A 23,794-nucleotide genomic window follows, 5' to 3' on the forward strand; every position below is an offset into this window, starting at 1 on the left:
AATATAACTTAAATATGAGAGAAAAATTAAATTTTTAAAATTATAGATAAAATAATATAATTTATGGTAAAATTGTTATGTTTAATAAACGAAAAAAGTAGAAATGTAGTGAAGGAAGGGAAAATGAAGAAAACTAAAGAGTATGAAGAAAAAAGTAAAAGATATATTATTTATATGCTTGTAGCAACTATAGTGTTTTTATTATTTACTTTTGTAGCAATAAGAGTAATTGATATTAATAAGATGAATTCTTTGCCCATACTTGATGATTTGAACTCAATTAATATAATCATTGGAATAATAGCAATTCCGTGTTGTTTATTATATTATTATATGTATGGTAATAATGAATTTTTTATTTTGACGCTATCCTATGTAAGCATTTTTATTGAGTATATTTATGTAAATTATATTCTTGGAAGTTTAGGATTATCACAGCATTTAATAACTTTCCCTTTTGTTTTTAGAATATTTTTATTAACTATTGCAATTTTTAATGAGAGCAAATATATAAGGAAAATTATTGAGAGAAAAAGGCTTGCTATAATTTTAGTATTAATAATTAATATTATTGGTACATACTTAGAAATAAAATTGAAATTAAGTATATTTTCTTATGGGGAAAATATGTTAATTTGGAGCATATTTCAAGTGTGTGTATTAATTTACTATACAATATTATTAGCTTTATTAACAATAAGATGTATGAGAAAAAGAGAATTTATATATACAATATTTATAACAACCATTAGTATATTTACAGTTAGAAGAATTTTTTATTTTTATATATTTAAAGATTATAGTAATAAGATTATTGAATATAATAAAGTATTAACTTTTATTGCTTATCTTATATTACTTATTGGCCTATATATTGAAATTGTTAGGAGAATTGAAGAAAGTATTAGATTAAATAGTCAAGTAAATGATTTTCAAAAGTTAAAAATAAAATATAAAGAGATAAAAGCAGTTGAAAAGGCAAAAGGACAATTTTTTGCAAATTTGTCACATGAAATAAAAACTCCAATAAATATAATTTATTCATGTGTTCAATTATTAGATATAAATAAAAAAGAAGGCGAAAAGGCATTATGGGATTCATATAATAAATATGACAATACTATAAAGCAAAATTGTTATAGATTATTAAGGCTTGTAAATAATTTAGTAGATATGACTAAAATAGATTCAGGATATATGAATTTAACTTTTGTTAATTACGAAATTGTTAGTTTAGTTGAAGATATAATACTATCAATTGTTCCATATGTTGAATCTAAAAATATTAACGTATTATTTGATACTTATATCGAAGAGTTAGAAATAAGATGCGATCCAGAGAGTATAGAAAGAGTTATTTTAAATTTACTTTCAAATGCTGTTAAATTTACTAATAATAATGGTAATATCTTTGTCTTAATGGATGCAGATGATGATTATGTTACTATAAGAGTTAAAGATGACGGGGTAGGTGTATCACCAGAACTTCAAGAAGAAATATTTAAACGCTTTGTACAAGAGGATAAATCACTTAATAGGAAAAAGGAAGGTAGTGGTATAGGATTAGCCTTAGTCAAATCTTTAGTTGAATTACATAATGGACAGGTATATCTAGAAAAAGGGACTGAAGAAGGTAGTGAATTTGTTGTTAAGCTACCTAATGTTAGGATTGAAAGTGAAAAAGAAAAGGATAATAAAATAATTGATGTAGAGAATAAACCATTGGTACAAAAAATACATATAGAATTTTCAGATATATATGAACTATATTAAAATAAAAGCTATAAAAAGGGGCTGCTATCTAGCAGTCCCTTTTTATGTATAATTATCTAATAACATAGAAATATAAAAGAACAATTATACCTAATATAATTCTATACCAACCAAAAACTTTAAAATCATTATTTTTGATATAAGACATTAAGAATTTAATAGCAAGTATTGATACTATAAATGCTACAATCATACCTACTAATAGTATTGTTAACTCGCTTCCTGTCATTACAAATCCAGTTTGTAGTCCAAATTTAACAAGCTTTAAAGCACTAGCTCCAAACATAACAGGAATTGCAAGGAAGAAAGTGAATTCAGCTGCTACAGTTCTAGATACACCAATTAATAATGCTCCAACGATAGTTGCACCTGAACGAGAAGTCCCAGGAAAAACAGCAGCGATAAGTTGGAAAAGGCCTATCATAATTGCAACTGTATAAGTTATTTCAGCTAAACTATTAATCTTAGGTTTTTTACCTTTATTATAGTTTTCTATAACTATAAATAAAATACCAAATAATATTAGCATTACAGCAACTGTTGTAGGGTTATAGAATAATGCATTAAGTTGATCATCGAATAAAAGTCCAACAATAGCAGCTGGAACACAGGCAATTAGTATTTTAACCCACATTATTAATGTATCTTTTTCTACTTTAATTCCGTTATTATATTTGAAAGGGAATATTTTTTTCCAATATAATAAAATAACTGCAAAAATAGCACCAAGTTGTATAACAACCAAGAACATATCCATAAATTCTTTAGAAACATTTAGTTTTAAGAATTCATCAACTAAAATCATATGACCAGTACTACTGATAGGAAGCCATTCTGTAATACCTTCGACGATACCAAGAATTATGGCTTTAATAATCTCTAAAAACTCCATCGAATTACCTCCATTATAAATATATTTAATTTAACCACTTTTCCATTATATAAAATATTAATGATTTATTAAAGGAAAAATAGTAAAATAACATAAAATTTTAATAAAAATCAACAGTAAATTATTAGTAAGCTATATATAAAATTTAACTAGTGTATATACATTAGTAATATTATAGGGTAAAATTATTAATATATATGTATAAGTTAAAAATGGAGGAAGGTTTATGAAAAAATTATTAGTGGTAATTGATTATCAAAATGATTTTGTTAATGGTTCTTTAGGATTTAAAAAAGCAGAAGAATTAGAAGAGGGTATATATAAGAAAGTTAAAAAGTATTTAAGTGAAGGAGATATTGTAGTTTTTACACAGGACACTCATAGTAAAGAATATTTAAATACAAGAGAGGGTAAAAATTTGCCTGTATCACATTGTATAATAAATACTGAAGGTCATGAATTATATGGAAGGTTAAAAGAGTTTAAAGAAGACTCAAATATTATTCATATAAATAAATATTCTTTTGGGATTTCTCCGCAAGATATGATTAAATTAGTTGAGAGGATAGGAGAAGACATAGAATATATTGAAATAGTTGGTGTTGTAACTAACATATGTGTAATAAGTAATGTGGTAACATTCCAATCTCAATATATAAATGCAGATATTTTAGTAGATGCATCTTTATGTGCTAGCTTTAATGAAGATTTACATGAAAAAGCTTTAGATGTAATTGAGTCATTACAAGTTAAAGTAATAAATAGAGATATTTAGATTAGTAGTAGTTTAGTATTAATTAAAAAGTAATATAAAAAAAGAATGTCTTATTGACATTCTTTTTTTGGTTGCGGGGATAGGACTTGAACCTATGACCTTTGGGTTATGAGCCCAACGAGCTGCCAGCTGCTCCACCCCGCGATATTAAGTATTTTATAACTATATTATTAGTATAAACCTTAAAATTTATACAGTCAATATTAAAATACAGAAAAAGGGAAAAAGTCTTTTGTTAAGGATACATAATATTTTTGATTTTTTAAATACTATTAAAGAGTGAAAAGTTTATTTGGTAAAAGCTTAAAACATAATATAATTGTAGAAATTAACGAAAGAGAGGAAAAACTATGAGAAAAATGAAGACCATGGATGGTAATACTGCTGCTGCTTATGTTTCATATGCATTTACAGAAGTAAGTTCTATCTATCCAATAACACCTTCATCTCCTATGGCAGAACATATAGATGAATGGGTTGCTCAAGGAAAGAAAAATATTTTTGACCAAACAGTAAAGGTTGTAGAAATGCAATCAGAGGCTGGTGCTGCAGGAGCTCTTCATGGGATATTGCAAAGTGGTGCATTAGGAAGTACATATACAGCTTCACAAGGATTATTATTGATGATACCTAATATGTATAAAATGGTTGGAGAAAGATTACCAGCAGTTATTCATGTTGCAGCAAGGGCATTGGCAACTTCATCATTAAGTATTTTTGGTGATCATCAAGATGTTATGGCAGCAAGAGCAACAGGATGTGCAATGTTAGCAGAGGGGTCAGTACAAGAGGTAATGGATTTATCACCAGTAGCACATTTAACAGCAATTAAAGCAAGAATGCCTTTTGTTAATTTTTTTGATGGATTTAGAGTATCTCATGAGATTCAAAAGATAGAATTATTAGAATATGATGAATTAGAAAAGCTTATAGATTATGATGCACTTAATAACTTTAGAAAAAATGCATTAAATCCAAATCATCCAGTTACAAGAGGAACGGCTCAAAATCCAGATGTTTATTTTCAATTATGTGAATCTTTAAATAAATATTATGATGATATTCCTGCAATGGTAGAAGAGTATATGAGTAAGATTACAGAGTTAACAGGAAGAGAATATCATTGCTTTGATTATTATGGTGATCCTGATGCTGATAGAGTTATTGTATCTATGGGAGCTGTAAGTGAAGTTATAGAAGAAACTATAGACTACTTAAGGAATAAAGGAGAAAAGGTCGGATTAATTAAAGTTAGATTATATAGACCTTTTAGCATAGAAAGATTATTAAATGTTATACCGAAATCTGTTAAAAAAATAGCGGTTTTAGATAGAACTAAAGAGCCAGGATCAATTGGAGAACCATTATATTTAGATGTACTAAGAGCTGTTAGTGAAATGGATAATGCGCCTAAAGTAATTGGTGGTAGATATGGTTTAGGCTCTAAAGATCCATATCCTTCTGATATAGCAGCAATATATGAAAATTTAAACAATGAAAAGCCTAAGAATAGATTTACTATTGGAATAGAAGATGATGTAACAAATCTATCATTAAAACCTAATAAAGAAATAGATGTAGCTATAGAAGGAACAACAGCATGTAAATTCTGGGGACTTGGTTCTGATGGTACAGTAGGTGCAAATAAAAATGCTATAAAGATAATAGGTGATCATACTAATATGTATGCTCAAGGATATTTTGCATATGATTCTAAAAAATCAGGTGGAATTACAATTTCACATTTAAGATTTGGAAAGAATCCTATAAAGTCTCATTATGAAATAGATAAAGCTGATTTTGTAGCATGTCATAATCAATCTTATGTATATTCATATAATGTACTTGAAGGGTTAAGAAAGAATGGAGTATTTGTATTAAATACTATTTGGAATGAAGAAGAATTAAATGATAGATTACCAGGTGAAATGAAGAGATATATCGCTGAAAATAATATTAATTTTTATACAATTAATGCAGTTAAGATAGCACAAGAAATAGGTCTTGGCGGAAGAATTAATATGATAATGCAAGCAGCTTTCTTCAAACTTGCTAATATAATACCAGTTGATGAAGCTATTAAGTATTTAAAAGATGCTGTAGTAACATCTTATGGTAAAAAAGGTGAAAAAGTTGTAAATATGAACTATGCTGCAATTGATAAAGGACTTGAATCAGTTGTAAAGATAAATGTTCCTGATAGTTGGAAAGATGCAAAAGATGATAAAGTTGAAGAAAGTGTATCTGTTCCAGACTTTGTTAGAGATATATGTATGCCTATAAATAAACTTCAAGGAAATAATTTACCAGTTTCAGCATTTGTAAATAATAAAATTGAAGATGGAACATTTATGCATGGAACTACAGCATATGAAAAAAGAGGAATTGCAGTTAATGTACCAGAGTGGATACCAGAAAATTGTATTCAATGTAACCAATGTTCATATGTATGTCCACATGCATGTATAAGACCATTTTTATCAACTGAAGAAGAAGTGAGTAATGCTCCAGAAAGTTTCAAGAAGTTAAATGCAAATGGAGTTAAAAGTGAAAAACCATATTTCTATACAATAGGGGTAACTCCATTAGATTGTACAGGATGTTCAAATTGTGCAGAAGTTTGTCCGGCTCCTGGAAAAGCATTAATAATGAAACCATTTGATTCACAACATGATCAAATAGAGGCTTGGAACTTTGCTGTAGAAGAAATTAAAAATAAAAAGAATCCTATGAATAAGAATACTGTTAAAGGTAGTCAATTTGAACAACCACTTCTAGAATTCTCAGGGGCATGTGCAGGGTGCGGAGAAACTCCATATGCTAAATTAGTTACTCAATTATTTGGAGATAGAATGGTAATTGCTAATGCAACAGGATGTTCTTCTATTTGGGCATCTTCAGGTGCTGCAACTGCATATACAAAGAATCAAAATGGTCATGGACCAGCATGGGCTAACTCATTATTCGAAGATAATGCAGAGTATGGCTTTGGAATGTTTATGGGGGTTAAAACAATAAGAGAAAGAATAGCTTCAAATATTAAGAAAGCATTAGATGAAAATTTATGTCCTAGTGCAAAAGAAGCAATGGAAGAGTGGTTAAATAATAAGGATATAGGTGATGGTTCAAGAGAAAGAGCAGAAAAACTTGAATCTGCTTTACAAGGTTGTAGTGATGAATTTGCAAAAGAAATATTAAAAGATAAAGAATTCTTTATTAAGAGATCACAATGGATATTTGGTGGAGATGGTTGGGCATATGATATCGGATATGGTGGATTAGACCATGTTCTTGCTAGTAACGAAGATGTAAATGTTCTTGTATTTGATACAGAAATTTATTCTAATACTGGAGGGCAAGCGTCTAAATCAACTCCAACTGCAGCAATTGCAAAATTTGCAGCATCAGGTAAGAGAACTAAGAAAAAAGATTTAGGAATGATGGCTATGAGTTATGGATATGTATATGTAGCTCAAGTAGCTTTAGGAGCAGATAAGAATCAAACAATAAAAGCTATTGCAGAAGCAGAGGCATATAATGGACCATCATTAATAATTGCTTATGCACCATGTATTAGTCATGGAATTAAGAATGGTATGGCTAATACTCCTGATGAACAAAAGAAAGCAGTAGCTTGTGGATATTGGAATCTTTATAGATATAATCCAGCACTTAAAGGAGAAAAGAATCCATTCACATTAGATTCTAAAGAACCAAAAGCAGACTTTAAGGATTTCTTAATGGGAGAAGTTAGATATGCATCTTTAGCTAAGGTATTCCCAGAATTAGCAGAAGAATTATTTGCTAAGACAGAGAAGGATGCTAAGGAAAGATTAGAAAATTACAAGAAGTTAGCACAAGATTAATAAAAAATATTTATTTAGTATTAAAGAGCTAGTTTTATAAACTAAGCTCTTTAATTTTTTTATTAAATTTATCATAAACAGTTTTTACTATGTAAGGCTCATTACAATGGAGATTAAGTTCATTAATTGGTATCCATTTAACACCACTAGTTTCCTCTTCATTAATAATTAATTCATCATCTTCGTTTGCCTCTAAAAGATAAGCAATAGATAAGTGTAAATGAGAAGATACATATTTATTATTTTTTATATGACCATTAACATTTAAAACATCTAATCCTAAAATTTCATTCATAACTGGATTAACTTTTTTTAGACCAGTTTCTTCTTTAGCTTCTTTAATAGCTACATGAAGTAAGTTACAATCACCATCAGCATGTCCACCAGTCCATGCCCAACTTTGATATATATTATGATAAATCATTAGTACTTTACTTCGATCTTTATTAACAATATATCCTGAACTAGTTATATGGGCTATTGTATTTTCTCTAGTTAATATATTATCAAATTTGCTTATACACTCCATAATTAAAGCTTTATCTTTAATTTCTTGTTCATTATATGGAGTATAATTTTTAATAGATTCAATCCAATTCATAATTCTAAACCTCTCTAAAAATTAAATATAATAAATATAATAACATAGATAGCAAAAAAATGAATCATATTATTATTGGATTATAATAAATATTAGTTTAGAATTAATATATATTATAATTATGGAAGGAAATGATTAAAATGGATAGTAATATAAAATGGGTGAATGAGGTTAAAATAAATAGAACGCTAGAATCTTTAAGAAAAAATAATATGGAAAGTTTTTTAATTAATACACATGAGGAATTAATTAGTAAAATAGAAGAGTTAGTTGATGCAGATAGTAAAGTTAGCTTTGGTGGGTCTATGACATTATTTGAGGCAAAGGTTATGGAACATTTAAGAAGTGGAAGATATGAATTATTAGATAGATATAAAGAAGGATTAACTCAAAAAGAAATAAAGAAAATATTTAGAGAAAGTTTTTTTTGTGATGCTTATTTTACAAGTACTAATGCAATAACTGAAGAGGGAGAGCTATATAACGTAGATGGTAATGGAAATAGAGTTGCAGCAATGCTTTATGGACCTGATAAGGTAATAGTTATTGCAGGAGTGAATAAAATAGTAAAAGATATTAATGAAGCAATTTATAGAGTAGAGAATTTCGCAGCACCAGCAAATGCAAAAAGGTTAGATAAAAAAACTCCTTGTACAGTTACAGGAAAATGTATGAATTGCAGTAGTCCTGAAAGAATTTGTCGTGAATATACAGTCATAAGAAAGCCTGTACCAAATAGAATTTTTGTATTATTACTTAATGAGAAATATGGATATTAAGTAAGTAGAAGGAAGAGATTAGATACAATAGCATCTTCTCTTCCTTCAGCTTTAAAGCTTGTCTATAATTTAATAATTATTATGGATATTCTAATATTTGTACAGTAACTTGTCTTCTTCCCCATGATATACACTCTTCGTGAGTATTAAGGAATACGTCAATAATATTTCCTTTAATAGCTCCACCAGTATCGGCGGCGATTGCAAGACCATATCCTGATACATAAACTTTTGTACCAAGTGGAATTACATCAGGATCAACAGCAATGGTACTTATGCCATCAGGGTTTCTAACTGGTTTTAATCCAGAAGCTGTAATTCCATGACCGTAGTAAGCGGTAGATTCCATAGTCAATGTTTTAATTGCAGTACCAACTTCAGTACTAGTTGTTGGGACTGTAGGTGTATTAAGTTCAGATATTCTTGCTTTAGCGTTACTAATACCCTCTTTAGCCAGGTTAATAGTTGTTGAACTATTTAACAATGGAATATAAGAGTTTAAGGTATCAATAGCATTTTGTAGTTCAGATACAGAAGCAGTTGATGAGTTTGCAATAGATAAAGGCTTTGAAATTAAGGTTTTTTCATTTTCCTCTATAACTGCAAAAACAGCTTCTTTTTCAGCATTTAGTTTATCTGAATATTCTTCTTGCTCTTGTTTCTTCTGTTCAACTACTTTTAAATCATTTTCTATAGTTGCTTGTAAAGTTTTTAATTCGCTTTTTTTAGTATTTAAACTTTCTATATCTTTATTTAATGAATCTTTTTTTTCATTTATATTAATAAGAATTTTTTTATCAGTAGAAATTATTTTAGATATAGCTTGGATTCTAGAAAATAAGTCTGAAATACTAGTTGATGTTATAATACTAACTATCATATTTGAAGATATGTTAGTCTTGTACATATTTCTCACTCTGTTATCTAGAGTTATTTGAGCTTGTTCAATTTCCTCTTTTGTTTGTTCTAATTTAGACTCTGTAGATTGAATTTGACTTTCAATAGAACTAATGGATTCTTTATTTTCAGTAAGTTTAGAATTAATAGTAGCTATCTCAGTGTTTAACTCTTCTATCTTAGCGTCTAAATCTAAAATTTCACTATCAAGTTGTTTATATTTTGATAAATTTTCGTTAATTGTATCTTGTGGTGTAGTAGCATATGTTTTAATAGTACCTAAAGAAGATAACAATATTGTCATTGCTAAAACACAAGATGTGATTTTTTTAAACAGAAACATTCACCTCCATGATAGAATTAAAAAGTATAATGTTTAATTATATATACTATAGATACTTTTATATGTCAAATTTATTGCATATCAATGTAATTTATGAGATATTATAAGAATTTAAATGTATATATTGTAAATACAAATATATTATAACACAAATATTTGGAAAAAAATAGAAAATAGATTGAAATATAAAAAAAACTAATATAAAATTTTAAAAATAATAATGAATTTTTACTTTGGAGGTAAAATAATGGAAAAAATGTATTATGAAGATCAATATCTGAGAGAATTTGTAGCTGAAATAACAGAGATAGTAAATAAAGATAATTTATATTATGTAAAATTAGATAAAACAGCTTTCTTCCCAGGAGGGGGAGGTCAACATTGTGATTTAGGATATATAGATAATCATAAGGTTATTAATGTTATTGAAGAAAAGGGAGAAATATATCATATAACAGAAACAAAGCCAATAAAAATACATAGGGTAAACTGTAAAATTGATTGGGATAGAAGATTAGATGGTATGCAACAACATTTAGGGCAACATATTTTATCAGGTTGTTTTTTTAGGTTATTTAATGCTAATACAGTAAGTGTTCATGTAGGTAAGGAAATTAGTACTGTAGATATTCAAGGCTATCTAGATGAGGAAACTATAAGAAAAGCAGAAAAAATGGCAAATGAAATAATACAAGAAAATATAAAAGTGGAATTTTTAACACCATCTAAAAAAGAATTGAAAAAAATTAATTTAAGAAGAGATTTACCTAATACTGATGAACAAATAAGAATAGTAAAAATAGGAGATTTAGATATTAATGCGTGTTGTGGAGTGCATCCTAGTAGAACATTAGATGTTCAAACGATAAAAATTAAAAGATGGGAAAAACATAAAGGTGCTACAAGAATTGAATATTTAGCAGGAAAAAGAGCAATAAATGATTATTTTAAGAAAGATGAATTTAGAAATAGAATTTGTAGATTTTTAAATTGTGGTGAAGATGATGCAATAAATTCAATAAATAAGCTTTCAAATGATTTAAAAAATGTATTAGATGAAAATAGACAAATTAAAATGGAAATTTCTGAATATCAAATTAAAGATATGATAAAAGAAGCAAAAGCAGTGGGAAATATATATGTAGTAACTAAAATATATGATGGTGGAGATATAAAGTATATATCTAAAATTGCAGAGAAAATTACATTAAATGATAATATGATTGTATTGTTTGCAATAAGATCTGAAGATAAAGCAAATTTAATATTTGCAGCTTCTAAAAATATTAGTAATATATCAATGAGCGATTTATTAAAAGATGCAATAAGCCTAATTGATGGTAGAGGCGGAGGAAGCAAGTTTATGGCCCAAGGTGGAGGTAAAAACTCTAGTAACCTTCAGGGAGCTATGGATTATGCTTTACGTAAAGTAAGTAGTATATAAAAATTACTACTAAAATATAAGAGTTTTTAATAAATAAGATAATGCATTAATTTTTCTTATTAGTGAGAATGAAATCCATAATTTAAATCCTTAATTAAATAATAGCAATTATTTTTATGCTTCATATAATGAATTATAAAAATATTCAAAGGAGATATAATTATGGACAGAAGATTTTTTGAAAATGATAATGTAGAAGACTTATCCCAAAATGAAAGTCCAGAGAATTTTCAAAAAATAGACGAGGAAGATGAAGAGCTAAAGGAAAATTATATGTGGAGTGATGAAGAGGATGATTTTTCATCAGAAGTATATTTGAATGCAAGTGATGAATATCCTGAATCATATGAAGAGGATAACTTAGAGGATGATACTCAAGGCGATGAAGATTATAATGAATTAGAAGAAAGTGAAAGAGAAGAGAAATATAGTAGTTTAGAAGAAAATACAATAATGACAGTTAATTGTCGATGTGATGATGAATATTCAGATTCAGAGTACGATGAAACTTCAGAAAGCAATTTCAAACGTAATTATCAATATTGTGATTCAGATGATAATACAACTTCAAGTGATAATACAAGTTCAGATAATAGGTGTAATTGCGATTATGAATATTGTGATTCAGAAGAAGAATATGAGTGTAATTACTCTGAGTCAGAACATTGCTCTAGCTCAGATAAATCTTCTAGTTGTAATGATAATTATAGTAGTACATTTGATGAAGATAAAAGATATAGAGAAAACAAAGAATATTATTTAAAAGGGAAAAAAGAAGGATATAACGCAGGATATGAAGCAGGTGCGAGAGATGCAATAAGAGCTGCATATAGGGCTGGTTATAAGCGAGGATTAAGAGCTGCAGGTTATAGAATTTAATATAATAATTATAGAAAACAGTAATTGATGAACTGCCACCTATCTACTTGACAGGTGGCAGTTCAGCTTTGTAATTACTGTTTTTTTTTGTAAAATAAAATATCAATTATATAACTAGAATAAATGATAATTATATAGGGAAAATAAAAATAATGACTAAAAAGCATAATTTTATCTCAAGTATAATTTAGGAGGATAAATTTGATGAAAGTTAAGTTTGGCATAGTAGTATATTTATTAGTGATAAGTCTTTTTATAGGATGTAATGAGGTTAATAATAAAATAAGTGAAAACTCTAACGAAATTGAAAGAAGTGAAGAAAAGGATAATTTTCAGGGTACATTAATGGTTTTAAATGAAGAAGAATTAGCAATAGCACTAAAAGAGGATTATAGTATAACTATAAAAAATGATATTGAGGCTAATAATGAACTTATAATGGAAGGAGATTTTTCAAAAACAGATACGACCGAAGAAAATAAAGTTAGTCATATAGGTAGAGAGTTAAATTTATTTTATATAGATACTAGTAATAATTTTATTAATAGCTATACTTTAAGCGTTCCTAAGTTAGTTATAAAAAGTAATGATACAACCATAAGAGGAGGTAAGATAAAGGGAGATATATATGTTGAGAGTAATGGATTAATATTAGATGATACGAAGGTTGAAGGAAATATTTATTTTAAAGATAAAAAGAATAAAGATTCTTTTAAATTAGAAAATACAGCTAGTGTATCAGGAAATATAGAAATTGAATAAATTATTATGAAAGTTAGTAATAGTTAACTTTTATTATATATAAGAATATATTTTAAGTTTAATTACATAAGTATATATTAGATATAAAAAATAGATTATTGTAAATAATTTAAATTAGCAAAATTATTTTTAATATGGAGGTTAAAAATGATGGATGAAATAAAAAAAGTTTTACTATTTGGTGTAGGGGCTGTAGCCAGCACATATGAAAAGGCAACGGAAGTAGTAGATGATCTTGTAAAAAAAGGAAAGATAACAATAGATGAAGGAAAGGAATTAGGAGAAGAATTAAAAAGAACATTTAAAGAAAAGACAAAGGAAAAGGAAGAGATTTTAAATACAGCTAACGATAATATAGGTAATATAGAGGCTAGTAATTATGTTTTAAGAGATGAGTATGAAATGTTGAAAGCTAGAGTATATAAGTTAGAAAAGTTAGTGAATAAAGAAGAGGAAAAATAGAAACTTATATCGGAGGTAAGTAATGGAGGGGAATTCTGTTAATAGATTTAAAGAAATATTAAAAGTATTTACTAATTATGGATTAGGATATCTTTTTGGAAAAAAAGAGGATAAAATAAAAAATTCCCCTTCAAATCTTAGAAAAGCATTTGAAGAACTAGGACCAACATTTATTAAAATTGGTCAAATATTAAGTACAAGACCAGAGTTAGTTAATGAAGAGTATATAGTAGAACTATCAAAGTTACAAGATAATGTCCCAGCAGAGGATTTTGAAGAAATGGCTAAAGTATTCTATAATGAATTTTCTAAAAAAATAGAAGATGAGTTTTTATTTATAGATAAAAATCCCATAGCTTCAGCGTCTGTAGCACAAGTATATAGAGGAATATTAAAGAGCGGAAATGAGGTAGTAATAAAAATTCAAAGACCTAATATTAAAGAAAAAATGAATATGGATTTTGAAATTTTATTAACTTTAAGCGAAAAAATAAGTAAAATATTTAAAGATTTTGTAGTCAACCCTAAAGAGGTTTTATTAGAAATTAAATCATCTACTGAAAAGGAGTTAAATTTTAAATTTGAAGCTGAAAATATAGAGAAGTTTAAAGATTTAAATAAAGATATACCATGTATATATGCACCTTATGTGATAAATGAGTATACAGGAAGTAAAGTTTTAACATTAGAGAGTATACAAGGATTTAAAATTAATGATAGAGAATCTATTGAAATACTAGGTTATGATAAAGAGGATATAGCAAAAAAGTTAGTGATTTCATATTTTAAACAAGTATTAAGAGATGGCTTTTTTCATGGAGATCCTCATCCGGGAAATATATTAATAAGAGATGGACAAATATGTTTTATTGATTTTGGAATTGTTGGGAATCTATCTAATGAAAAACAACGTGAATTAAATAGTGCTATTGCAGCTATTGCAAACGAAGATATAGATAAATTAACTGACTTTGTCATGAGTATAGGAATAAAGAGTGGAAAAGTTGATAGAGAACTATTATATAAAGATATAGAGTATATTTTTAGAAATTATTATACTACATCTTTAAAGAATATAAAAATATCAGTTTTATTTCAAGAAATATCATCTATTGCAAAAAGGAATAACTTAAGGTTAGCAAGCGACTTTACTATGCTTATAAGAACCATGGTAATTGTTGAAGGATTAGTAACTGAACTTTCTCCAGATCTTAATATTATAAGTTTAGTTATTCCATATGTTAAAGATTATTATAAGGAATATTTTTTATCGCAATTTGATGCTAATGATTATTTATTAAAGGGTTATAAATTAACAAGAGATACTTTAAATATACCATCAAAGATTGTAGCTTTATCAGATACACTGATTAAAGGAAGAGGTAAGGTAAATATTGTACTAGAGGATAAGGATAAATATATAGAGGTATTAAATAAAATGGTTAATAGATTAGCCTTTTCTTTAGTTATAGCAGGAATGGTAGTTGCTTCATCTTTAATAATTAACAAAAATCCAGAACCTAAAGTATATGGAATATCAATTATTGGAATGGGGGGATATTTTGTTTCTGCAATTTTAGGGTTATGGTTGTTGATATCAATAATTAGATCTGGAAGTTTAAAATAAATATTATGTACAAATAGTGATCTTAATATTACTAATATAATTTCTAATTAGAGTAAATACTATATTTAGAAGTGATATAAGAAAGGGGAGTTAAGATGCATTATAAAAAAGAGTATTCAGATGTATTAAAAGAAGTAGAAAGCACAATAAATGGTATATCAGAAGAGGAAGCTCAGAATAGATTAGCAAAAAATGGGCCTAATGAATTAAAGGAGTCTGATAAAGTTCCTATTTGGAAAATGTTCTTAGAGAGCTTTAAAGATCCTTTAGTAATAATACTACTTATTGCAGCAATTGTACAAATATTTTTAGGAGAATTTGTTGAATCTATTATTATATTTGTTGTAGTAATTTTAAATTCTGTACTAGGTGTAACACAAACAAGAAAGGCAGAAAGCTCCTTAGATAGTTTAAAAAAATTATCATCGCCTAATGCAAAAGTACTTAGAGATGGAAATAAAAAAACTATTCCAGTTAGAGATATAGTAGTAGGAGACATAGTGTTTTTAGAAGCTGGAGATTATATACCAGCAGATGGAAGAATAATAGAGGCACAAACTCTTAAAGTAGTTGAAGGGATGCTTACTGGTGAAGCAGAAGCTGTTCTAAAGCATAGTGAAAAGATAGGAGAAGAGGTTGGAATTGGAGACCAAAGAAATATGGTTTTCAGTGGTGCTACAGTTGTTTATGGAAGAGGAACTTTAGTAGTTACAGCAACTGGTATGAATACAGAAGTAGGAAAAGTAGCCACATTATTAGAAACTGCAGGAAATAAGCAAACACCTCTACAAGCTAAGCTTGATGAATTTGGTAAGAAGCTAGGAATAATAATAATGATTTTAGCAGCTTTAATTTTTATAATTCAAGTAATTAGAGGATATATTTCAGGCCAAAGTATGAGTATTCTAATATTTGATTCATTTATGTTTGCTATAGCAGTTGCTGTTGCGGCTATACCAGAAGCTTTATCTTCAATAGTGACTATTGTACTTGCAGTAGGAACAAAAGATATGGCAAAGAAACAGGCTATAATAAGAAAATTACCTGCAGTAGAAACTTTAGGCTCTACTAGCGTTATTTGTACAGATAAGACAGGGACACTAACTCAGAATAAAATGACAGTTGTTGATTTCTTTATGTATGGAGTTAGTAAAGATGCAGTTAATGAAAAGGGAAATGATTCTGATCAAGTTGAAGCAATAAATTTATCATCTACATTGTGTAATGATTCAGAAATAACAGAAGCAGGAAAGGAAATTGGAGATCCAACAGAAATTGCACTTCTTCACTTTGCAACTAAAAGAGGGATAGACTATAAAGAATTAAGGGAGAAATACGATAGATTAAGTGAAATACCTTTTGATTCAGATAGAAAGTTGATGTCTACGGTAAACTCTATTAATGGAGATGCAATTATGTTTACTAAGGGAGCTCCAGATGTTGTTTTTTCAAGGTCAAAATATGCATTAAATGATGGTGAAGTAGTAGAAATAGATGATAAGATTATAGAGCAGTATAAAAAAGTTAATGAAGAATTTTCTAATAGAGCATTAAGAGTATTGGCTTTTGCTATAAAAGACGTTCCAGATGATAACTTTGTTCCTTGTTTGGAAGATGAAGTAGAAATGACTTTAGTTGGATTAATGGCTATGATAGATCCACCAAGAGAACAAGTTTATGATGCTGTAAAAGAAGCTATTGGTGCAGGTATAAAAACAGTAATGATAACAGGAGACCATAAAACAACAGCTTCAGCAATTGCAAGGGAAATTGGAATAATGGCAGAAGATGATATATCTTTAACAGGTCAAGAGTTAGATGCATTATCAGAAACAGAGCTTAAAAATAAGTTAGAGCATATTACTGTATATGCAAGAGTTTCACCAGAAAATAAAATACGTATAGTTAAGGCTTGGCAGGAAAAAGGTTATATTACAGCAATGACTGGTGATGGTGTTAATGATGCACCTGCATTAAAGCAAGCTGATATAGGGATTGGTATGGGAAGTGGTACTGATGTTGCAAAGGATGCATCAGCAATGATTTTGACTGATGATAATTTTTCAACAATAGTATCTGCTATAGAGGTAGGAAGAACAGTTTATAGTAATATTAAAAAGGCAATTACATATCTGTTTGCAGGAAACTTAGGAGCTATAATTGCAATATTATTTGCTGTATTTGTAAATTGGCCAAATCCATTTACTGCATTGCAATTATTATTTATAAACTTAATAAATGATTCATTACCAGCAATAGCTTTAGGATTAGAGGCATCAGAGCCAAATATAATGAAAGAAAAACCAAGAGATATAAACGAAGGAATACTTGCAGGAGGAACATTAAAAGATGTCATTATAAGAGGTTGTATTATTGGTATTGTAGTAATAGTGGCCCAATATATAGGAGATTTATCTTCACCAGAGCTTGGAGCTGCAATGGCATTCTCTACAGTAACTTTAGCAAGAATATTTCAAACATTACCAGCTAGATCTAATTATATACCAGTATTAAAGTTAGGATTATTTAAAAATAAGTATGCAATTGGAGCAATAGTAGTATGTTTATGTTTATATTCTATTGTATTGATACCAGGAGTGAGGGGAATATTTAATATTCCAGAAACTTTTGGATGGTTACAATTTGGAATATGTTTAGGATTTTCTATAATAGCAGCATTAATAATGGATTTATCCAAATTGCTAAATAAGATAAAATAATAATTTTAAATTTAAATAAAAATAAGGAAGATGAATTATTAAACATCTTCCTTATTTTTATTTATTTTAAAACTTTTTTTGCAAAATCTAAACCAAAATTATAAGCAGCTTCTAAGTTTTCTTCACTAGGCTTAAATAATATTCCAAGTGGTTCAGAAACAATATTTAATTTTAATTGTTTATATCTTTCATTTATATTTTTAAGGGCTTCTCCACTCCAACCATAAGAACCGAAACAACTTACAGGTAATCCTCTATGAATTACAGGATTTAATGAAGATAAAATAGTCCATATTTGAGGTAAAGTGTCAGCTAGTAAAGTAGATGAACCAAGTAATAATCCACTACATTCATTAATTTCTTTTAGCACTTCATTCATATCAGCAGTTACTAAATTATACATTAATATATCTGCATCAAAGTTAGCATCTTCAATTCCTTTTTTTATTGCTTCAGCAATAGTTTCAGTGTATCCATAAGCAGTTACATAAGGAATAACTATGCTTTGTTTTTCTCTTTTTACAGGTTGACACCATTCTCTATATAAGTCCATAAATTTTTCAATATTTGAACTATCTAGAACTAAACCGTGACCAGGACAAATATAGCTTAATTTTAAATCTTTAATTTTATCCATAGCTTTTAGCATAAATGGCTTAAATGGACCCATAATCATTCTAAAGTAATAATTATAAGCTTCAACATAATCATCTTCTTTATCTTCTTCTATAGAGCTTTTTAATATACGCTCATCACAGTAATGAGCTCCAAAAGAGTCACAAGTAATTAATGTTTCATTTTCAATAACGTAAGTATACATTGTATCAGGCCAGTGTAACTGAGGAACACTATAAAATTTAAGTGTTTTATTTCCTAGTGATAAAGTATCACCATCTTTTACAATTTTACTTTTAAATGGTTTATTAATAATTTCACTTAAGTATTTAATAGCTAGGGAAGATCCAACAACAGTTGCATTTGGTGCATATTCTAATATTTTTTCTACTGAACCAGCATGGTCTGGTTCTGTATGATTTACAACAACATAATTTATATCTTCTAAATTTACTATTGAGCGAACTTTTTCTAAATGTTCATCGAAGAATTTTTCTTTTACAGTTTCAAATAAAGCAATACCTTCAGAACCTTTTAAAATATAAGAGTTATAAGATGTACCGAATTTAGTTTCCATTATTATGTCAAAAATTCTTAAATTTGGGTCAAGAGCACCTACCCAAAATAAGTCTTCAGTTATTTTGAATGTGTTAGCCATGTGAATAATCTCCTTTTACAATTTAATATTAAATCTATAAGTTCTAATTCTAACTTCTATAATAATAATTATAGTCCAACAATAATTATTGTCAATAAATAAACAAAGAGATAATTATAAACTTTAATAAACTTAAACTTAATGTTTGTAAAATAGTAAATAAATATTCTAATAAGTAGAATATTTATTTAAAACTATTTATAGAAAATAGCTAAGAAAAATAACTTAGCTATTTAAATAGGTTATTTAGTTTTTGAATATTCAATTCCATATGTATACATAGATTCAAGAAGAGGAACTATTTTTTTCCCTATGTCAGTAAGCCCATATTCTACTTTAGGAGGAATTACAGGATATACTTTTCTAAAAATGAGGTTGTCTTCTTCAAGACTTCTTAATTGATTAGTTAGCATTTTTTGGGTAGTATTAGGTAATTTTCTTTTAAGTTCACTAAATCTTAATGTCCCATTACTTAAATACCATAATATTAAAATTTTCCATTTACCTGATAATATTCTATGTACAAGAATCATAGGGCATGTATCATATTTAGCACAACGATTTTTAATATGACAATCATTATGAAAAGAAAGTGTTTTACTCATTATGGAACCTCCTTTTAGGTACATTTATAAATAATAACATATTTAATGATTTAAAACTATATACTTAGTATCTTTTTTGATACTATATATAAAAAAAGTGCCTTATTGTATAAAAAGCATATGAATAGTATTATTATGAAAGTCAAATATGATTAAAAATTTATTTAGAAAGTTAGAGTAAAAAATATATTTAAATAACAAAAATAAATATAATCATTTAAAAAATTTTTAATAATCATAAAAAAAATAAATGTATAAACATGGTATTTTTCTATTGAAGAAATTTAAATCTGTGATTATACTAAAAAGTGACAAAAGGTTACAAAATTATACTAAAAAATATTTCTAAGAAAAGTACTAGAAAAAATTTTTAAAATAAGTATAATTATTATTAAAGAATAATTATTATTTAAAACACTTAGGACGATGAAAGAAGGTATATTATCATGGCAAAGAAAATGATGACTATTGATGGTAATACGGCTGCTGCACACGTAGCATATGCGTTTACAGATGTAGCTGCAATATTCCCTATAACACCATCTACTACAATGGCAGAAGTTGTTGATGAATGGTCTGCACAAGGGAAGAAAAATATTTTTGGACAAACAGTTAGTGTTGTAGAAATGCAATCAGAAGCTGGAGCTGCTGGTACATTCCATGGATCACTTCAAGCAGGAGCATTAACAACTACTTTTACTGCATCACAAGGTTTATTACTTATGTTACCAAACATGTATAAGGTAGCAGGGGAATTATTACCAGGTGTATTCCATGTAAGTGCTAGAGCAATAGCTTCACAAGCATTATCAATATTTGGAGATCATCAAGACGTTATGGCCGCAAGAATGACAGGTTGTGTAATGCTTGCTGCAGGTTCAGTACAAGAAGTAGCTGACTTAGCTCCAGTATCTCACCTTGCAGCTATAAAAGGAAGATTACCTTTTGTAAACTTCTTCGATGGATTTAGAACATCACATGAAATACAAAAAGTTGAAGTTTTAGATTATGAAGACTATGCAGAAATGCTTGATAAAGAAGCTTTAAAAGAGTTTAGAAGTAGAGCATTAACTCCAAACAATCCAGTTACAAGAGGAACAGCTCAAAACTCAGATATTTATTTCCAAACTAGAGAAGCTTCAAATAAATTCTATAATAATATAATTCCAATAGTTGAAGAATACATGGCTAAAATGGAAGAAAAGACAGGAAGAAGCTATGGATTATTTAACTACTATGGAGCAGAAGATGCTAAAGAAATAATTGTTGCTATGGGTTCAGTTACTGAAGCTATAGAAGAAACTATAGATGAATTAAATGCTAGAGGAGAAAAATACGGATTAGTTAAAGTTCACTTATTCAGACCATTCTCAGTTGAGCATTTATTAAAAGTTATACCACAATCAGTAGAAAAGATTTGTGTAATTGATAGAACTAAAGAACCAGGATCAAATGGTGAACCATTATACTTAGATGTATGTTCTGCATTCTATGGCAAAGAAAATGCACCTAAGATAGTTGGTGGACGTTACGGATTAGCTTCTAAAGATGTTACTCCTTCAGATATTAAAGCTATATTTGATAACTTAAAGAAAGAAGATTCTAAGAATTTCTTTACAGTTGGTATAGAAGATGATGTTACTTTCACTTCAATTCCAGTAGAAGAAGAGTTAAGAATAGCTACACCAGGAACAGTTAGATGTAAGTTCTGGGGATTAGGATCAGATGGTACAGTTGGAGCTAATAAGCAAGCTATTAAGATTATCGGTGAAAATACAGATAAGTATGTACAAGCTTACTTTGCATACGATTCAAAGAAATCTGGTGGGGTTACTATGTCTCACTTAAGATTTGGAGATACACCAATAAGATCAACTTACCTTATTGATGAAGCTGATTACATAGCATGTCACGTACAAGCATATGTAAATCAATATGATTTATTAAAAGGGCTTAAAAAAGGTGGAAACTTCGTATTAAATACAATTTGGAACGAAGAAGAAATAGAAAGAAAATTACCAGCTAAGATGAAGAGATATATAGCTGAAAATGAAATAAATTTCTATACAGTTAATGCAACTAAGATAGCATCTGAAATAGGATTAGGTAGAAGAATTAACATGATAATGCAATCTGCCTTCTTTAAATTAGCTGAAATTATACCACAAGAGGAAGCAACTGAATACTTAAAAGCTTCAATTAAGAAAGCTTACGGTAAGAAGGGTGACAAAGTTGTTAACATGAACTATGAAGCTGTTGAAGCTGGTATGAATTCATTAGTTAAAATCAATGTTCCAGAAAGCTGGAAGACTGCTACTGACGAGGCTAAAGTTGAAACTAAGGAAGTAACAGATTTCGTTAAGAATATAATGAATCCAATGAATGCTTTAGAAGGAGATAAGTTACCAGTAAGTGCATTCAATGGAATAGAAGATGGTACATTCCCAGCAGGAACAGCAGCATATGAAAAAAGAGGAGTTGCAACAGAAGTTCCAGAGTGGAATATGTCAAAATGTATTCAATGTAACCAATGTGCTTTCGTTTGTCCACATGCATGTATTAGACCAGTTCTAGTAACTGATGAAGAATTAGCAAAAGCACCAGCTGGATTTGAAACTAAGAAAGCTACAGGTAAAACATTAGCTGGATTAAACTACAGAATTCAAGTTAGTACATTAGACTGTACTGGATGTAATAACTGTGTTGATATATGTCCAGCACCAGGTAAGGCTTTAGAAATGAAACCACTTGGAACTCAAGTAGAAACAGAAGTAGCAAACTGGGAATTCTCAGTATCAAAAGAAGTATCAAACAAAGAACACTTAACTACAGGTAAAACAGTTAAGGATAGCCAATTCAAGCAACCACTTATCGAGTTCTCAGGAGCATGTGCTGGTTGTGGAGAAACTCCATATATTAAGTTAGTTACTCAATTATTCGGTGATAGAATGATGATTGCTAATGCAACTGGATGTTCATCAATATGGGGAGGTTCAGCACCTTCAACACCATATACTAAGAACCATGAAGGTAAAGGACCAGCTTGGGCTAATTCGTTATTTGAAGATAATGCTGAATTTGGATATGGTATGTTCTTAGCAGCAGATCAAATGAGAAAGAAAATAGCTTCAAATATGGAAAGCTTAATTTCTATGGATATAGCTGAAGAATATAAAGAAGTATTCAAAAATTGGTTAGAAAATAAAGATAACGGAGAGCTTTCAAAAGTTTACTCAAGAGAAGTTGAAGCAATACTTGCAGAAAACAACATTGAAAATGAAGAAGCAAAAACTTTAATAGAAGAAATTAAAGAAAGAGCTGATTACTTAATTAAGAGATCTCAATGGATCCTTGGAGGAGACGGTTGGGCTTATGACATCGGATATGGTGGATTAGACCACGTATTAGCATCTGGACAAGACGTAAATGTATTAGTATTTGATACAGAAATTTACTCTAATACAGGTGGACAATCTTCTAAATCAACTCCTGCAGCAGCTATGGCTAAATTAGCAGCATCAGGTAAGAAGACTAAGAAGAAGGATTTAGGAAGAATGATGATGTCTTACGGAAATGTTTATGTTGCACAAGTAGCTATTGGTGCTGATAAGAACCAAGTAGTTAAAGCAATGCTTGAAGCAGAAGCACATAACGGACCATCAATCATTATTGCTTACTCAACTTGTATCAGCCATGGATTAAAGAAGGGAATGGGATTCTCTATAAGAAACATGGAAGAAGCAGTTAAGGCTGGATACTGGCATCTTTATAGATATAATCCAGAATTAAAAGAACAAGGAAAGAATCCATTTAGCTTAGATTCTAAAGAACCACAAGGAAGCTTCAGAGACTTCATAATGGATCAAGTAAGATATTCAGCAATTGCTAAGCAATTCCCAGAACAAGCGGAAGAATTATTCCAAATGACAGAGGAACACGCTAGACAAAAATATGCTGAATTAAAGAAATTAGCAGAACAAGAATAAGATATTTTTAAACACCTTAGAAGAAAATTCTAAGGTGTTTTTTTATATATATAAATATAAGCTTTAAATTAATTTAGAAAGTGATATAATAATATAAATAAAAATTTAAA

16 protein-coding genes and 1 tRNA gene are annotated in these 23,794 nt (G+C 28.5%); 11 read left to right on the plus strand and 6 right to left on the minus strand.

Annotation, left to right across the window (positions count from 1 at the left end; translation table 11 throughout):
• Positions 1 to 123: 123 nt before the first annotated feature.
• Positions 124 to 1,773: a sensor histidine kinase gene (locus tag EJJ37_RS12150; protein WP_166484762.1), complete on the plus strand. Its 1,650-nt coding sequence runs from the start codon at positions 124 to 126 to the stop codon at positions 1,771 to 1,773.
• Between the two features lie 52 nt (positions 1,774 to 1,825).
• On the opposite strand, the gene EJJ37_RS12155 is transcribed toward EJJ37_RS12150, so the two are convergent.
• Positions 1,826 to 2,665 (minus strand): undecaprenyl-diphosphate phosphatase, encoded by an 840-nt coding sequence (locus EJJ37_RS12155; protein ID WP_133015852.1) that lies wholly within the window; start codon positions 2,663 to 2,665, stop codon positions 1,826 to 1,828.
• A 226-nt stretch (positions 2,666 to 2,891) separates the two neighbouring features.
• Here EJJ37_RS12155 and EJJ37_RS12160 point away from each other — a divergent pair, with 226 nt between their 5' ends.
• Complete coding sequence (locus EJJ37_RS12160) at positions 2,892 to 3,440, plus strand: cysteine hydrolase family protein (protein ID WP_133015853.1); 549 nt, start codon at positions 2,892 to 2,894, stop codon at positions 3,438 to 3,440.
• Positions 3,441 to 3,508: 68 nt separating this feature from the next.
• Here the strand turns inward: EJJ37_RS12160 and EJJ37_RS12165 are convergent.
• Positions 3,509 to 3,584: transfer RNA gene (locus EJJ37_RS12165), tRNA-Met, on the minus strand.
• A 206-nt stretch (positions 3,585 to 3,790) separates the two neighbouring features.
• Here EJJ37_RS12165 and nifJ (EJJ37_RS12170) point away from each other — a divergent pair.
• Complete coding sequence (gene nifJ / locus EJJ37_RS12170; RefSeq protein WP_133015854.1) at positions 3,791 to 7,306, plus strand: pyruvate:ferredoxin (flavodoxin) oxidoreductase; 3,516 nt, start codon at positions 3,791 to 3,793, stop codon at positions 7,304 to 7,306.
• A gap of 34 nt (positions 7,307 to 7,340) precedes the next feature.
• On the opposite strand, the gene EJJ37_RS12175 is transcribed toward nifJ (EJJ37_RS12170), so the two are convergent.
• A complete protein-coding gene (locus EJJ37_RS12175; RefSeq protein ID WP_133015855.1) occupies positions 7,341 to 7,907 on the minus strand; it encodes an NUDIX hydrolase in 567 nt (188 codons plus the stop codon).
• Positions 7,908 to 8,047: 140 nt separating this feature from the next.
• Here EJJ37_RS12175 and EJJ37_RS12180 point away from each other — a divergent pair, with 140 nt between their 5' ends.
• Positions 8,048 to 8,686, plus strand: coding sequence for a lactate utilization protein (locus EJJ37_RS12180; RefSeq protein WP_133015856.1), 639 nt, complete (start codon positions 8,048 to 8,050; stop codon positions 8,684 to 8,686).
• Positions 8,687 to 8,765: 79 nt separating this feature from the next.
• On the opposite strand, the gene EJJ37_RS12185 is transcribed toward EJJ37_RS12180, so the two are convergent.
• A complete protein-coding gene (locus EJJ37_RS12185) occupies positions 8,766 to 9,926 on the minus strand; it encodes a 3D domain-containing protein (protein ID WP_243124888.1) in 1,161 nt (386 codons plus the stop codon).
• Between the two features lie 247 nt (positions 9,927 to 10,173).
• Here EJJ37_RS12185 and EJJ37_RS12190 point away from each other — a divergent pair, with 247 nt between their 5' ends.
• The 6 genes from EJJ37_RS12190 to EJJ37_RS12215 all read left to right on the plus strand — a co-directional run bounded on the left by EJJ37_RS12190 (position 10,174) and on the right by EJJ37_RS12215 (position 17,820).
• A complete protein-coding gene (locus EJJ37_RS12190; RefSeq protein ID WP_133015857.1) occupies positions 10,174 to 11,370 on the plus strand; it encodes an alanyl-tRNA editing protein in 1,197 nt (398 codons plus the stop codon).
• 162 nt (positions 11,371 to 11,532) lie between these two features.
• Positions 11,533 to 12,249 (plus strand): hypothetical protein, encoded by a 717-nt coding sequence (locus EJJ37_RS12195; protein WP_133015858.1) that lies wholly within the window; start codon positions 11,533 to 11,535, stop codon positions 12,247 to 12,249.
• 204 nt (positions 12,250 to 12,453) lie between these two features.
• On the plus strand, positions 12,454 to 13,011 hold the full coding sequence (locus EJJ37_RS12200; RefSeq protein ID WP_133015859.1) for a hypothetical protein: 558 nt from the start codon (positions 12,454 to 12,456) through the stop codon (positions 13,009 to 13,011).
• 147 nt (positions 13,012 to 13,158) lie between these two features.
• Positions 13,159 to 13,473 carry a phasin family protein gene (locus tag EJJ37_RS12205; protein WP_133015860.1) on the plus strand — a complete coding sequence of 105 codons (315 nt, stop codon included), beginning with the start codon at positions 13,159 to 13,161 and terminating at the stop codon, positions 13,471 to 13,473.
• A gap of 22 nt (positions 13,474 to 13,495) precedes the next feature.
• Complete coding sequence (locus EJJ37_RS12210) at positions 13,496 to 15,100, plus strand: ABC1 kinase family protein (RefSeq protein ID WP_133015861.1); 1,605 nt, start codon at positions 13,496 to 13,498, stop codon at positions 15,098 to 15,100.
• Positions 15,101 to 15,195: 95 nt separating this feature from the next.
• On the plus strand, positions 15,196 to 17,820 hold the full coding sequence (locus EJJ37_RS12215) for a calcium-translocating P-type ATPase, PMCA-type (protein WP_133015862.1): 2,625 nt from the start codon (positions 15,196 to 15,198) through the stop codon (positions 17,818 to 17,820).
• A 61-nt stretch (positions 17,821 to 17,881) separates the two neighbouring features.
• On the opposite strand, the gene EJJ37_RS12220 is transcribed toward EJJ37_RS12215, so the two are convergent.
• Together EJJ37_RS12220 and EJJ37_RS12225 are read right to left on the minus strand one after the other, a co-directional pair.
• Positions 17,882 to 19,093, minus strand: coding sequence for an FprA family A-type flavoprotein (locus tag EJJ37_RS12220; RefSeq protein ID WP_133015863.1), 1,212 nt, complete (start codon positions 19,091 to 19,093; stop codon positions 17,882 to 17,884).
• A gap of 242 nt (positions 19,094 to 19,335) precedes the next feature.
• A complete protein-coding gene (locus EJJ37_RS12225; RefSeq protein ID WP_133015864.1) occupies positions 19,336 to 19,698 on the minus strand; it encodes a winged helix-turn-helix transcriptional regulator in 363 nt (120 codons plus the stop codon).
• 446 nt (positions 19,699 to 20,144) lie between these two features.
• Between EJJ37_RS12225 and nifJ (EJJ37_RS12230) the strand changes: the two genes are divergently transcribed.
• Positions 20,145 to 23,684, plus strand: coding sequence for a pyruvate:ferredoxin (flavodoxin) oxidoreductase (nifJ, locus tag EJJ37_RS12230; RefSeq protein ID WP_133015865.1), 3,540 nt, complete (start codon positions 20,145 to 20,147; stop codon positions 23,682 to 23,684).
• Positions 23,685 to 23,794 lie beyond the last annotated feature (110 nt).

This window comes from Clostridium cuniculi, from assembly GCF_004353185.1.
In the GTDB taxonomy this organism is placed as follows: Bacteria; Bacillota; Clostridia; order Clostridiales; family Clostridiaceae; genus Clostridium; species Clostridium cuniculi.